This is a genomic window from Paraburkholderia caballeronis (genome assembly GCF_900104845.1).
Taxonomy (GTDB): Bacteria; Pseudomonadota; Gammaproteobacteria; order Burkholderiales; family Burkholderiaceae; genus Paraburkholderia; species Paraburkholderia caballeronis.
Genome location: NZ_FNSR01000003.1, coordinates 867,109 through 880,251, shown reverse-complemented (window position 1 = coordinate 880,251; position 13,143 = coordinate 867,109). Strand labels below are relative to the sequence as shown.

The 13,143-nt window shown below is 69.9% G+C and carries 11 protein-coding genes; 3 read left to right on the top strand and 8 right to left on the bottom strand.

What is annotated here, in order from left to right; genetic code table 11:
• Positions 1 to 112 precede the first annotated feature (112 nt).
• Complete coding sequence (locus tag BLV92_RS30530) at positions 113 to 1,609, top strand: methyl-accepting chemotaxis protein (protein ID WP_167627171.1); 1,497 nt, start codon at positions 113 to 115, stop codon at positions 1,607 to 1,609.
• 19 nt (positions 1,610 to 1,628) lie between these two features.
• Here BLV92_RS30530 and BLV92_RS30525 read toward each other — a convergent pair whose 3' ends face one another.
• Positions 1,629 to 2,594 (bottom strand): LysR substrate-binding domain-containing protein, encoded by a 966-nt coding sequence (locus tag BLV92_RS30525; RefSeq protein WP_090552882.1) that lies wholly within the window; start codon positions 2,592 to 2,594, stop codon positions 1,629 to 1,631.
• Positions 2,595 to 2,727: 133 nt separating this feature from the next.
• Here BLV92_RS30525 and BLV92_RS30520 point away from each other — a divergent pair, with 133 nt between their 5' ends.
• Together BLV92_RS30520 and BLV92_RS30515 are read left to right on the top strand one after the other, a co-directional pair.
• Complete coding sequence (locus tag BLV92_RS30520; protein ID WP_090552881.1) at positions 2,728 to 4,479, top strand: IlvD/Edd family dehydratase; 1,752 nt, start codon at positions 2,728 to 2,730, stop codon at positions 4,477 to 4,479.
• Between the two features lie 67 nt (positions 4,480 to 4,546).
• Positions 4,547 to 5,476: a Gfo/Idh/MocA family protein gene (locus tag BLV92_RS30515; protein WP_090552879.1), complete on the top strand. Its 930-nt coding sequence runs from the start codon at positions 4,547 to 4,549 to the stop codon at positions 5,474 to 5,476.
• A gap of 67 nt (positions 5,477 to 5,543) precedes the next feature.
• Here the strand turns inward: BLV92_RS30515 and BLV92_RS30510 are convergent, their stop codons facing one another.
• From BLV92_RS30510 to BLV92_RS30480, 7 genes are all read right to left on the bottom strand, one after another.
• Positions 5,544 to 6,287 (bottom strand): FadR/GntR family transcriptional regulator, encoded by a 744-nt coding sequence (locus BLV92_RS30510; protein WP_090552877.1) that lies wholly within the window; start codon positions 6,285 to 6,287, stop codon positions 5,544 to 5,546.
• 41 nt (positions 6,288 to 6,328) lie between these two features.
• Positions 6,329 to 7,123 (bottom strand): ATP-binding cassette domain-containing protein, encoded by a 795-nt coding sequence (locus BLV92_RS30505; RefSeq protein WP_090553196.1) that lies wholly within the window; start codon positions 7,121 to 7,123, stop codon positions 6,329 to 6,331.
• Positions 7,124 to 7,200: 77 nt separating this feature from the next.
• Entirely contained in the window at positions 7,201 to 8,202 is a 1,002-nt protein-coding gene (locus BLV92_RS30500; RefSeq protein WP_090552875.1) for an ABC transporter permease, read from the bottom strand.
• Positions 8,202 to 9,338: a sugar ABC transporter substrate-binding protein gene (locus BLV92_RS30495; protein ID WP_090552873.1), complete on the bottom strand. Its 1,137-nt coding sequence runs from the start codon at positions 9,336 to 9,338 to the stop codon at positions 8,202 to 8,204. Before BLV92_RS30495 ends, BLV92_RS30500 begins: the two co-directional genes overlap by 1 nt.
• A 56-nt stretch (positions 9,339 to 9,394) precedes the next feature.
• Complete coding sequence (gene yjfF / locus BLV92_RS30490; protein ID WP_090552872.1) at positions 9,395 to 10,540, bottom strand: galactofuranose ABC transporter, permease protein YjfF; 1,146 nt, start codon at positions 10,538 to 10,540, stop codon at positions 9,395 to 9,397.
• Positions 10,537 to 11,595 carry an ABC transporter permease gene (locus BLV92_RS30485; protein ID WP_244283981.1) on the bottom strand — a complete coding sequence of 353 codons (1,059 nt, stop codon included), beginning with the start codon at positions 11,593 to 11,595 and terminating at the stop codon, positions 10,537 to 10,539. Before BLV92_RS30485 ends, yjfF begins: the two co-directional genes overlap by 4 nt.
• A complete protein-coding gene (locus BLV92_RS30480) occupies positions 11,592 to 13,136 on the bottom strand; it encodes a sugar ABC transporter ATP-binding protein (RefSeq protein ID WP_090552870.1) in 1,545 nt (514 codons plus the stop codon). The genes BLV92_RS30485 and BLV92_RS30480 overlap by 4 nt, the downstream gene beginning before the upstream one ends.
• Between the last annotated feature and the right edge of the window lie 7 nt (positions 13,137 to 13,143).

The following is a 13,143-nucleotide window of genomic DNA, read 5'->3' as shown; positions in this document are numbered from 1 at the left end:
TCCTCCACGTAGTGGAGTTGGCGGGCGCGCAGTGCCGGCGCCCCTTTTTTTCAGACTTTCCGGTTCGCGCGCGGGATGCTCGCGGGCCGGGTCGATGCGAAGGGAAACGCGCATGAACACCCTGTCTGATTCTGTCGCGGATTCGCCTGCCGCATCGTCCCCGTCATCCCCGTCGTCACCGGACGGCGCGTGGCGGCGGCTGTTGCGCGCGACGGGGTTGCCCGCGCGGGTCGGACGCCGGCGCATCCGCGAGATGATCGAGGAACTGCGCGCCGCGAGCACGCGCATCGGCGTCGAGGCGGCGCGGCTCGGGCAGTGCATCGCGCGCACCGTCGAACTCGCGCACGAGCAGCGCGAACTCGCGACCGGCGCGGATACCGGCAGCGTCGCCGTGGCGCGGGTCGTCGACGATGCGCGCACGCATGTCGATACCGTGTGCCGCGCGACTGCCGACAATCTCGCCGCGATCCGCGACGCGCATCGCGACCTGACCGGCGTGTCGCAACTCAACCGCGCGGCGAACGAACGGCTCGGCGACGTCGCGCAGGACATCGGCACGCTGCATGCGCGCACCGCGAAGATCGGCGACGTCGTGAAGCTGATCGAGAGCGTATCCGCGCAGACCAAACTGCTCGCGATCAACGCGTCGATCGAGGCCGCGCGCGCGGGTCCGGCCGGCCGCGGTTTCTCGGTGGTCGCGGCGGAAGTGAAGCTGCTCGCGCAGCGCGTGCAGGACGCGAACCGCTCGATCGCGGACCTCGCGACGCAGACGCTGACCGGCATCGGCGCGCTGCGCGAGCAGATCGAGCGGGTGCACGGCGGCAGCAGCGAATGCACGGCCGTGATCGACCGCAGCGTGCTGCGTTTCGCGGAAGTCGTGAACGACCTGGAGGCGACCGACCGCAACATGGCGCTGGTCGGCCGCGCGTTCGAGGACATCCATCACGCGAACGTCGAGCTGACCGGCCAGATTCACGAGATGCGCGTGCGCTCGGTGGCGGTGGCCGACGCGATGGCGACCGCGCAGTCGAGCAGCAGGGTGCTGCGCGACGAAACCGAGAACCTGCACGGCCTCGGCTCGACGCTGCCGCTGCGGGGCAGTCGCCACGACGTGCTGCTCGCGGACGTCGAGCGGTTCCGCGATCGCGTGCAGGCTTATCTGGAGCAGGCGGCGAGGAGCGGCGCGAACCTCTTCGACCAGCAGTACCGGCCGATACCCGGCACGTCGCCGCAAAAGTACACGACGTCGTACGACGACAGGGTCGAGGGCGGTTTGCAGGCGCTGTTCGACGAGATGCTCGACACGCGCGACGGCCTGATCTTCGCGGTCGCTTACGACGCGAACTGCTACATGCCCGCGCATCATCGCCGCTTCTCCGCGCCGCCGACCGGCGACCCGCGGATCGACCGCGTGCACAGCCGTCACAAGCGCATCTTCGCGGACGATACCGGCCAGCGTTCGGCGACGTCGCGCCGCCATCATCTGTTGCAGACCTACGTGCGCGACACCGGCGAGGTCACCTGCGTGTTCTCGATGCCGATCGCGGTGGAGGGCCGGCACTGGGGATGCGTGCGCGTCGCGTTCGAGCCGGCGTTGCTGCTGTCCTGAACGCGCGGCGGCGTCCGGTTCAACCGGCGGCAGGACACGACGCATAAGCGTCGCGGCTCGCGGCCCGCAGCGCGTCGATCATCACCGTTGCGGCCGGCGACAGCAAACGGTCGGCCCGCGTGATCAGGCCGAAGTCGTCCATCCGGCAATCCATCGGCAGCGGCAGCATCGCGATCATCCCGTGCGCCGCGTAATAACGCGCGACGTCCTGCGCGAGCACCGCGATCATGTCGCTCTGTTCGAGCACGCGCGTGACGAACAGCAGCGCGCCGGTCTCGACGACGTTCGCGGGCGGCGCGATACTCGCGCGCCGGAACATCAGGTCGAAGCGATGCCGCAGCACGCTGCCGGCCGGCGGCACGAGCCACGCATGATGGTGGACGTCGGCGAGCGTCAGCGCCGCGCGGCCGAGCAGCGGATGGCCGGGGCGCACGGCCGCGCAGACCGGCTCGCCGCTCAGCGGCTCGTAACGCAGCGGCGGGCGGTCGTCGCCGGCCGGCAGACGGCCGATGACGATGTCGAGCTGGTCCTGCGCGAGCCGGTCGAGCAGCGCATGGCTCGCGTCGATCTCGACCGACACGCGCAGGTCCGCATGCGTGCGCTTGACCGCCGCGACCGCGGCCGGCAGCACGCGCACGCCGGGCGACGTGATCGCGCCGATCGCCACATGGCCGAGCCGGCCGTCCTTCAGCGCGGCCAGTTCGTGCCGCGCGCCGTCGAGACTGCCGAGCACCGCGCGAGCATGGCGGATCAGCGCGTCGCCGTAGCGCGTCGGCCGCATCCCGCGCGGCATCCGCTCGAACAGCGCGACGCCGAGCGTGTCCTCCAGTTCGCGCAGCAGCTTCGACGCGGCGGGCTGCGTGATGCTCAGCGCGGCCGCCGCGCGATGCAGGCCGCCTTCGTCCGCGAGCGCGACGACCAGCACCCAGTGGCGCATCTTCAGCCGGGTGCGCAGATAACCGTGATTCGAAGCGTCGTCGAGCATCGTGTCCGAGGGTTTATACCGATCTTCGTTTCGATATCGGAAGCAGCCGATTTTTCATTGGAAGATTATCAGAGTCCTCCGTAGACTGGCCGGACCGGCAGGCCCTCCCACGCGACAAAAACCGAACGACACGATGCCCGCATCCCGACCGAAGCTGCGCTCCCAACAATGGTTCGGCACGATGGACAAGAACGGCTTCATGTATCGAAGCTGGATGAAGAATCAGGGCATCCCCGATCACGAATTCGACGGCCGGCCGATCATCGGCATCTGCAACACGTGGTCCGAGCTGACGCCGTGCAACGCGCATTTCCGCAAGCTCGCGGAACACGTGAAGCGCGGCGTGTACGAGGCCGGCGGTTTTCCGGTCGAATTTCCGGTGTTCTCGAACGGCGAGTCGAACCTGCGGCCGACCGCGATGCTGACGCGCAATCTCGCGTCGATGGACGTCGAGGAAGCGATCCGCGGCAACCCGATCGACGCGGTCGTGCTGCTCGCCGGCTGCGACAAGACCACGCCGGCGCTGCTGATGGGCGCGGCGAGCTGCGACGTGCCGGCGCTCGTCGTCAGCGGCGGCCCGATGCTGAACGGCAAGCTCGACGGCAAGGACATCGGCTCCGGCACGGCGGTGTGGCAACTGCACGAGGCGCTGAAGGCGGGCGAGATCGACCTGCATCGTTTCCTGTCCGCCGAGGCCGGCATGTCGCGCTCGGCCGGCACCTGCAACACGATGGGCACTGCGTCGACGATGGCGTGCATGGCCGAGGCGCTCGGCGTGACGCTGCCGCACAACGCGGCGATTCCGGCCGTCGATGCGCGCCGTTACGTGCTCGCGCATCTGTCCGGCAGCCGCATCGTCGCGATGGCGCTCGAAGGGCTGACGCTGTCGAAGGTGCTGACGCGCGCCGCGTTCGAGAACGCGATCCGCGCGAACGCGGCGATCGGCGGCTCGACGAACGCGGTGATCCATCTGAAGGCGATCGCCGGGCGCATCGGCGTGCCGCTCGAACTCGAAGACTGGGTGCGCTTCGGCCGCGACGTGCCGACGATCGTCGACCTGCTGCCGTCCGGCCGTTTCCTGATGGAAGAGTTTTATTACGCGGGCGGCCTGCCGGCGGTGCTGCGCCGGCTCGGCGAGGGCGGGCTGCTGCCGCATCCCGACGCGCTGACCGTCAACGGCCGCACGCTGTGGGACAACGTGCGCGACGCGCCGCATCACGACGACGAGGTGATCCGGCCGCTGACGCGTCCGCTGATCGCGGACGGCGGCATCCGCATCCTGCGCGGCAATCTCGCGCCGCGCGGCGCGGTGCTGAAGCCGTCGGCCGCGAGCCCCGAGTTGCTGAAGCATCGCGGCCGCGCGGTCGTGTTCGAGAACTTCGAGCACTACAAGGCGCGGATCGCGGACGAATCGCTCGACGTGGACAAGGACTCCGTGCTCGTGCTGAAGCACTGCGGGCCGCGCGGTTATCCGGGGATGGCGGAGGTCGGCAACATGGGGCTGCCGCCGAAGCTGCTGCGTGCGGGCGTGAAGGACATGGTGCGGATCTCGGACGCGCGGATGAGCGGCACCGCGTACGGCACGGTGGTGCTGCACGTCGCGCCCGAGGCGGCGGCGGGCGGCCCGCTCGCGGTGGTGCGCGACGGCGACTGGATCGAACTGGACTGCGACGCGGGCACGCTGCATCTGGACATCGACGCAGCAGAACTGAAGCGGCGTCTCGCGAACCTCGATCCGGCCGCCGCGCCGGGTCTCGCGGAACAGCAGGGGCGGGGCGGCTACACGCGGCTCTATGTCGATCACGTGTTGCAGGCGGACGAAGGCTGCGATCTCGACTTCCTCGTCGGGCAGCGCGGCGCGGCGGTGCCGCGCCACTCGCATTGACGGCCGCGCGGCTATGATGCGGTAGCCGGCGTCGCCGGCCCCCCAAAAAAACAGCGGAGATCATCTCGTGAACCCGAGCTACACACTGGCGGTCGCCGGCATCGGCAAGATCGCCCGCGACCAGCATCTGCCCGCGATCGCGGCGAATCCGGGTTTTTCGCTCGTCGCGTGCGCGAGCCGTCATGCGAGCGTCGAGCCCGTGCGCAACTATCCGGACCTCGACGCGCTCTTGGCGGCCGAGCCCGACGTCGATGCGGTGTCGCTGTGCGCGCCTCCGCAGGTGCGTTACGCGCAGGCGCGCGCCGCGCTCGCGGCGGGCAAGCACGTGATGCTGGAGAAGCCGCCGGGCGCGAGCGTCAGCGAAGTCGAGGCGCTGCGCGACCTCGCGCGCGCGGTCGGCCGCACGCTGTTCGCGACATGGCATTCGCGTTATGCGAGCGCGGTCGAGCCGGCGCGCGCGTGGCTCGCGTCGCGCACGATCCGCGCGGTCCGCGTGCGCTGGAAAGAGGACGTGCGGCGCTGGCATCCGGGCCAGCAGTGGATCTGGGAGCCGGGCGGGCTCGGCGTGTTCGATCCGGGCATCAACGCGCTGTCGATCGTCACGCGCATCCTGCCGCGCGACGTGCTGCTTCAGGCCGCCACGCTGCATTTTCCGGCCGACACGTTTACGCCGATCGCGGCCGAACTCGACGGCATCGACGCGGACGGCGTGCCGGTGCGCGCCGAGTTCGACTGGCGGCATGGGCCGGTCGAGCAATGGGAGATCGACGTCGAGACGACCGACGGGCTGCTCGCGATCAGCGAGGGCGGCAAGCGGCTGTCGATCGCGGGCCAGCCGGTCACGCTGCTGCCCGAGCGCGAGTATCCGTCGCTGTACGAGCGGTTCCACTGGCTGATCGCGCATCGCAGCGAGGACGTCGACGTGCGGCCGCTGCGGCTCGTCGCGGATGCGTTTTTGCTCGGACGCCGCGTCGAGGTGGAGCCGTTCGGCCGCTGACGCTTATCGAACGCGTGCGGCGGCATGGCCGCCGCGTTCGACGCAACGGATCGCGACGGCCCGTGTGTCAGTCGTGCAGCGACCGGTCCGGCGCGAGCGCGGCGCCGCCGAGGATCGAATTCGCGTCGGCGCGCGCGTGGTCCAGCTGGACGATGCACGCCTCGCGCGCGGCGAGCGCGTCGCGGTGCGCGATCGCGGTCAGGATCGCCTTGTGCCGCGGCAGCGACAGCGCATGCGTGTTCGGATGCCGGCTCGTGAAGCGGATCGATTCGCGCAGCGCGAGCGACAGCAGGTTGCCGATGTAGGCGAGCATGTCGTTGTGCGTCGCGGCCATGATCGCGCGATGGAACGCGAGATCGGGATCGAGCAGGTCGCCGGCCGTTTTCGCCTGCTCCATCTGCTCGTAGGCGACGCCGATCCGTGCGATGTCGTCGTCGCTCGCGCGCAGCGCGGCGAGCGCGGCCGCCGCCGGTTCGATGATCTGGCGCACCGTCATCAGCGAGCGGAAGAACTCGCCTTCGGGCAGGCTGCTGACGGTCCAGTACAGCACGTCCGGATCGAGCATGTGCCAGTCGTCGCGCGGACGCACGACGCTGCCGACGCGCGGCTTCGACGTGACGAGCCCCTTCGCGGCGAGCACCCGCATCGCCTCGCGCAGCACCGAGCGGCTCGCGCCGTAGCTTGCGCACAGCGACGGCTCGGCGGGCAGCCGCTGCCCCGGCGCGAACGCGCCGCCGACGATCTGCATGCCGAGTTCCTGCACGATCCTCGGGTGCATGCTCTTGCGATTCTGCGGGTTGCGATAGTCCATGCTGGTCCCGGCTGCGTGCGGTTGCCGACCCGTGCCGGCGTTCAGCGCGCGCCGCCGGCCGCGCGCATCGCGCGGTATTCGCGCCGCACGATCTCCATCAGCTCCGCGACCGACGTCTGCGCGCTGTGCTGCTCGAACGTCACGCGGCCGCGCTGCATCAGCACGATGCGGTCCGCGATGTCGAGCGTCTGCGCGTAGTTGTGCATGATCATGATGATCGACAGGCCGCCTTTTTCCTTCAGCCGCATCACGAGGTCGAGGATCAATGCGGCCTCGCGCGCGCCCATCGCCGCGAGCGGCTCGTCGAGCAGCAGGATCTTAGCGTTCGAATGCACCGCGCGCGCGACCGCGATCGCCTGGCGCTGGCCGCCCGACAGGCGCTCGACCGGCAGATCCACCGACGGCACGTGCACGCCGATGTCGTCGAGGCACTGCGCGGCGATCTCGCGCATCCGCCGGTGATCGAGCAGCCGCAGCGGGCCGCGCCGCACGATCTCGCGGTTCAGGAACATGTTGTGATAGATGCTGAGCGAATTCGCGAGCGCGAGATCCTGGTACACGCATTCGATGCCGAGCGAGCGCGCGTGATCGACGGAACGCAGCAGTGTTTCGCTGCCGTTCACGTACAGCGTGCCGGCCGTCTGCTGATGGTAGCCGGTCAGGATCTTCACGAGCGTCGATTTGCCGGCGCCGTTGTCGCCGAGCACGCCGAGAATCTCGCCTGCGCCGAGCGTGAACGACACGCCGTCGAGCGCGGTCACCGCGCCGAAGCGTTTTACGAGGCCGTCGCCGCGCAGTGCCTCGCGGGCAGGCTGCGCGCCTTGCGGGGATGTCACGCCGCGCGTGGACGACGATGCCGCGTCGCCAGTGGATGCGGCGGACGCGCCCGGCGCTGGCTGCTGCGGATCGCTCATCATGGTCCTCCTCTGCGCCGCAGCCGCGCGACGTGGATGTTGAACACCATCGCGGCGAGAATCGCCGCGCCGAGAATGATGTTGAACATGAACGCGTTGATGCCGATCAGCGTGAAGCCGTCGTTCAGGATGCCTAGCACCGCCGCGCCGATCAGCCCGCCGACGATCGTGCCCGAGCCGCCGGTGAGCGGCGTGCCGCCGATCACGGCCGCCGCGATCGCGAGGAACGTGATCTGGTTGCCGCCCGCCTGCGGGTCGATCGACGTGATGCGGAAGCCTTCGAGGATGCCGGTGAAGCCGGCGAGCAGCGCGGCCAGCACGAAGTTGCCGAGCCGCAGCCGGTTCACATTGATGCCGGCCTCGCTCGCGCCGACCGGATTCGCGCCGGACGCCTGGGTATGCAGGCCCCAGCGCGTATGGCGCAGCAGCACGTGCATCGCGGCCGCGATGGCGACGGTCCACAGGATCTCGCTGTAGCCCCACGCGCCCATCCACGCGGCGAACGCGGGCGAGCCGGGCGCGGCGGCCGGGGTGCCGCGCGACACGGTCAGCGTGACGCCGTTCACGAGGAACAGGGTGCCGAGCGTCGTCACGAACGACGGCAGCCGCAGCCACACGCTGACCGCGCCGTTCACGAAGCCGACCACGCCGGCCGCGACCAGCCCCGCGATCACCGCAAGCCACATCGGCGCGCCCGCGTCGGCCGCGAACACCATCATGAACGGCGCGAACGCGAACACCATGCCGGCGGACAGGTCGATGTCGCCGCCGATCATCAGCATGATCTCGCCGAACGCGATGATCGCGACCGGCGCGACGAACTGCGACAGGTTTTCGAGGCTCGCGTTGGTCAGCAGGAAGTCGCGGTTCGAGAACTCGAAGTACGCGGCGAGCAGCATCGCGACGAGCAGGATGCGCAGTTCCGCCGACCAGCCGGCGAGACGCGGCCCGCGGCCCGCGCGCCGCCGCTCCACGTTGCGGGACTCGTTCACACTGTCCATCACGACTTGATCGCGCCGCTCATCGGCACGATCTGCGCTTTCGTGGTCTTGCCTTCGTAGCGCGTCGACGTGTTCAGATACGGATCGACCGAACTCTTCGTCACGAACTTGAGCCCGGTGTTGATGTTGCCCGGCCCGACGAGCCCGCCGGACGCGAGGAACACGAACGCCTCGACCACCGCGTAGAAACCCTGCACGTACGGCTGCTGGTCGATCGTGAAGTCGAGGTAGCCGTCGTGGATCAACTGGATCGTGCGCGGCAGCAGGTCGAAGCCGCCGCCGTGCACGCCCTTCGCCGGCAGGTTCGATTCGCGCATTACCTCGGCGACGCCCTGGGTGCTGCCCGCATCGACCGCGAACATGCCCTTCAGGTTCTGGTGGCCGAGATAAAACGCCTTGATCTTCGAAAGCTCCTCGTTGACCGTCGCGCCGGTCGCGACCGTCTGCACGTCGATCTTCTTGCCGGACTTCCTGATCGCGTCGCTCGCGCCGTCGAGGCGCGGCTGGATGTTCAACTGCCCCGGCGTCGCGATGAACAGCGCGACGAGGCCGCTGTCCACGAGGTTCGCGATGCGCTCGCCCATCTGATACCCGGACAGATACAGATCCTGGCCGATGTACGCAAGGCGCGGATTGGTGCTGCCGCGCGGCGCGTCCGCGTTGTAGGCGAACACCGGGATGCCCGCGTCGAGCGCCGCCTGGACCGGCTTGTCGAACGCGGTCGGATCGACGATCGGCACCGCGATCGCGTCGGCCTTCGCGGCGATCGCGGAGTTGACCGCGCGCACCATCTCGCCGGCGTCGGACGTCGCGGAGCCGGTCCACTGATAGTCCATGCCGAGCAGTTCGGCCGCGTCCTGGATGCCGTATTGCGTCGGCACGAAGAACGGATTCGTCGTCACGTGATTCACGAATACGATCTTCCAGCGCTTGTGCGCGGGGAACGGCGGCTCGGCCGCGAGCGCCGACCCGATCAGGCCGCCGTGGCCCGCGCCCGCCGCGCCGAGCAGCGACAGCGCCGCGCCGAGTCCCGCGCCTTGCAGCAGTCCGCGCCGGGTTGCGCGGACGATGCCTTGGCCGCCTTCGTTTCGTTCCGCGTCGTATTCAGTCTGCGGCTTCGTCGTCTGTTCCGCCATGTCTTCCTCCAGTCGTCTTTTGCGTATCGAGGATGGGGCTCGCGTGGGGCCTTCCGCTATCGCGAGCGGGGTGCTGCATGAAGGGGGGCGCGCGGCGGCGCGGCGCGGGCCTGCTCCGCGTCGATCGCCGGGTCGGGGCGCGCGCTCGACGCACTCGACATCCCCACGCCCGTGCCGGTCGACTTGCGGCGCGCCGCGTGCCGCTCGGTCGCGCGCTGCATCAGGCAGAACGCGCACAGCAGCGCGCCGACGACGATCCGCGTCCACCACGAACTGAGCGTGCCGTCGAACGTAATCAGCGTCTGGATCGTGCCGAGGATGCCGACGCCGAACACCGAGCCGATCACGTAACCGACGCCGCCCGTCAGCAGCGTGCCGCCGATCACGGTGGCCGCGATCGCGTCGAGTTCCATCCCCTGCGCCTGGAGTCCGTAGCCGGACAGCACGTACAGCGTGAACACGACGCCGCCGAGCGCCGAGCAGAAGCCGCTCAAGGCGTAGACGCCGATCCGCGTGCGCGCGACCGGCAGCCCCATCAGCAGCGCGGAGCGTTCGTTGCCGCCGAGCGCATAGACGTTGCGCCCGAAGCGCGTGAAATGCGCGACGACGATGCCGACGCCGAGCATCGCGAGCGCGACCAGCGCGCCCGCGTTCAGCGACCCGGAGCCGACCGGAATGCTGACGTTCGCGAGCGCGTGGAAACCCGCATCGTCGATCTGGATCGACTGCGTGGTGATGAGGAAACACGCGCCGCGCGCGAGGAACATGCCCGCCAGCGTCACGATGAACGGTTGCAGGCGAAAGTAGTGGATCAGCGCGCCCATTGCCGCGCCGTACAGCGCGCCGCAGACCAGCACGGCCGGAATCACCAGCGCGACCGGCCAGTGCCAGCGTTCGGCCAGCACCGCGCACAGGATCGTGGTCAGCGCGACCACCGCGCCGACCGACAGATCAATGCCGCCCGACACGATCACGAACGTCATGCCGATCGACACGATCAGCAGGAATGCGTTGTCCACCAGCAGCCCGAGCAGCACCTGAAGGGAGAAGAAGCCGGTGTACATCACGGAGCCGAACGCGAACAGCGCGACGAACAGCAGCACGGTGACGACGATCGGCAGCACGCGCGGATCGACGAAGCGCGCCGCGCGATGCCGCCATGCGGCGAGCGTCGGGTGCGTGACATGCTGCGGACGGTTCATGGCGTCGGGCTCTTGAGGGGCACGCGGCGCGCGCGGCGCAGCGCGGCCGCGCGCCGCAGATGCCGGGCGGCCGTCGCGCGCGCGGCCGGCGACTGGATCAGCGTGACCAGCAGCACGACGATCGCCTTCACGACGAGCGTCGCCTCGGGCGGCACGCCGATCGAATAGGTGGTGTACGTGAGGGTCTGGATGATGAGCGCGCCGAGCACGGTGCCCGCGAGGCTGAAGCGGCCGCCCGCGAGCGACGTGCCGCCGAGCGTGACCGCGAGGATCGCGTCGAGTTCGAGCAGCAGGCCCGCGTTGTTGCCGTCCGCGCTGCGCACGTTCGAGCTGATCAGGATGCCGGCGATCGCCGCCGTCACGCCGCAGAACGCATACGCGCCGAAGATCACGGCGCGCGACGACAGGCCCGCGAGCCGCGCCGCGACCGGGTTCACGCCGATCGAGCGGATGAACAGGCCGAGCGCGGTGCGGTTCACGATCAGCGCGGTGACGGTCGTGACTGCTATCGCGATCCACACCGCGCACGGCACGAGCGCGAAAAAACCGCCGCCGGCCGCGAGATAACCCGGCGCGCCGATCGGGATGATCTGGCCGCCGGTCAGCAGTTGCGCGATGCCGCGCCCGGCGACCATCAGGATCAGCGTCGCGATGATCGGCTGCATGCCGACGAACGCGACCAGCAGCCCGTTCCATGCGCCGGCGAGCAGGCCGACCGCGAGCGCCGCGCCGAACGCCGTACCGACCCGCGACGGATCGTCGGCGAGCACGGTCGCGGCCGCCGCGCCGGCGATCGCGACCACCGCGCCGACCGAGATGTCGATGCCGCGCGTCGCGATCACGAGCGTCATGCCGAGCGACACGACGACGAGCGGCGCGGCGCGCGTGAGGATGTCCACCGGCGCGCCGAACAGATGGCCGCCGAGCAGCGTGACCGACAGGAAGTCCGCGCGATGGATCACGTCGATCGCGAGCAGCGCGACGAGCGTCGCGGCCGGCCATGCGAGCGGATGTTTCAGCAGCCCGGCGGGAAAACGCATCGGAAAACGCGTCATTCGCGGCCTCCGGCGATCAGCGCGTAGACCTCGCTTTCGGTGCGCGCGGCTCCGCCGAGTTCGGCGACCTTGCGGCGGTCGCGCAGCACCGCGATGCGGTCGCTGATCCGCACCACCTCGCCGATCTCCGACGAGATGAACAGGATGCCGAGGCCCTTCGCGCACAGCGCGCGCACGCGTTCCATGATCTCGAACTTCGCGGCGACGTCGATGCCGCGCGTCGGCTCGTCGAGGATCAGCAGCTTCGGCTCGGTGGCGAGCCAGCGCGCGAGCAGCACCTTCTGCTGGTTGCCGCCGGACAGCAGCGCGATCGGCTGCTCCGCGTCGCGGGCCTTGATGCCGAGTTGCGCGATGTAGCCGTTCGCGAGTTCGCGCTGGCGCGCGCGGCCGATCATCCGCCACCAGCCGCGCCGCGCCTGCAATGCGAGCACGATGTTCTCGCGGATCGACAGGTCCGCGACGATGCCTTCCTTCTTGCGGTCCTCCGGGCAATACGCGATGCCGTGGCGCACCGCGTCGCGCGGCGACCCGAGCCGCGCGGGCCGGCCGTCGATCGACAGCGCGCCGGCGTCCGCGCGGTCGGCGCCGAACAGCAGCCGCGCGGTCTCGGTGCGGCCCGAGCCGAGCAGGCCGGCGAGCCCGAGGATCTGGCCCGGCCGCACTTCGAGGTCGAGCGGATTGAGCACGCCGCGGCGCGCGAGGCCGTGCGCCGCGAGGTACGGCGCGCAGGGCCGGGCCGCGTCGCGCTGCGCGTCGTCCGCGCCGGGTTCGAGATGCGCGCCCGCGTTCTGCTGGCCGACCATCTTCGCGACCAGCGTCTGCACCGGCAGATTCGCGGCGAGGTATTCGCCCTCGCGCTCGCCGTTGCGCATCACCGTGATGCGGTCGGAGATCGCATAGGTCTGTTCGAGGAAATGCGTGACGAACAGGATCGCGATGCCCGCCGCCTTCAGCCTGCGCAGCACGTCGAAGAGCCGGCTCACCTCGCCGTCGTCGAGGCTCGACGTCGGTTCGTCGAGGATCAGGATGCGCGCGTCCACCGACATCGCGCGCGCGATCGCCACCATCTGCTGCATCGCGATCGGATAGGTGTCGAGCGACTGCGTGACGTCGAGCGACAGGTTCAGTTCCGCGAGCACGTCGGCCGCGCGGCGATGGATCGTCTTCCAGTCGATCAACCCGCGCCGCTTCGGCTGGCGGCCCGCGAAGATGTTCTCCGCGACCGACAGGTTGGGGCACAGGTTGATCTCCTGATACAGCGTCTGGATGCCGGCCGCCTTGGCCTCCTGCGGCGTCGCGAAGCGCACCGGCTCGCCGCCGACGCGGATCTCGCCGGCGTCCGGCTGGTGCACGCCGGTCAGCACGTTGATCAGCGTGGACTTGCCCGCGCCGTTCTGGCCCATCAGCGTGTGGATTTCGCCGGGAAACAGGCGGAAATCCACGCGTTCGAGCGCGCGCACGCCGGGGAACGCGCGCGTCAGGCCGATCGTTTCGAGCACGGGCGCAACGGGGGCCGGCGCGGCGCCGGAGACGGTGGACATGCGCCGC

Bases quoted from the DNA above. Each gene is read 5' to 3' on its own strand.
- BLV92_RS30530 (WP_167627171.1), top strand. From the start codon at position 113: ATGAACACCCTGTCTGATTCTGTCGCGGATTCGCCTGCCGCATCGTCC.
- BLV92_RS30525 (WP_090552882.1), bottom strand. From the start codon at position 2,594: ATGCTCGACGACGCTTCGAATCACGGTTATCTGCGCACCCGGCTGAAG.
- BLV92_RS30520 (WP_090552881.1), top strand. From the start codon at position 2,728: ATGCCCGCATCCCGACCGAAGCTGCGCTCCCAACAATGGTTCGGCACG.
- BLV92_RS30510 (WP_090552877.1), bottom strand. From the start codon at position 6,287: ATGGACTATCGCAACCCGCAGAATCGCAAGAGCATGCACCCGAGGATC.
- BLV92_RS30500 (WP_090552875.1), bottom strand. From the start codon at position 8,202: ATGGACAGTGTGAACGAGTCCCGCAACGTGGAGCGGCGGCGCGCGGGC.
- BLV92_RS30495 (WP_090552873.1), bottom strand. From the start codon at position 9,338: ATGGCGGAACAGACGACGAAGCCGCAGACTGAATACGACGCGGAACGA.
- yjfF (WP_090552872.1), bottom strand. From the start codon at position 10,540: ATGAACCGTCCGCAGCATGTCACGCACCCGACGCTCGCCGCATGGCGG.
- BLV92_RS30485 (WP_244283981.1), bottom strand. From the start codon at position 11,595: ATGACGCGTTTTCCGATGCGTTTTCCCGCCGGGCTGCTGAAACATCCG.
- BLV92_RS30480 (WP_090552870.1), bottom strand. From the start codon at position 13,136: ATGTCCACCGTCTCCGGCGCCGCGCCGGCCCCCGTTGCGCCCGTGCTC.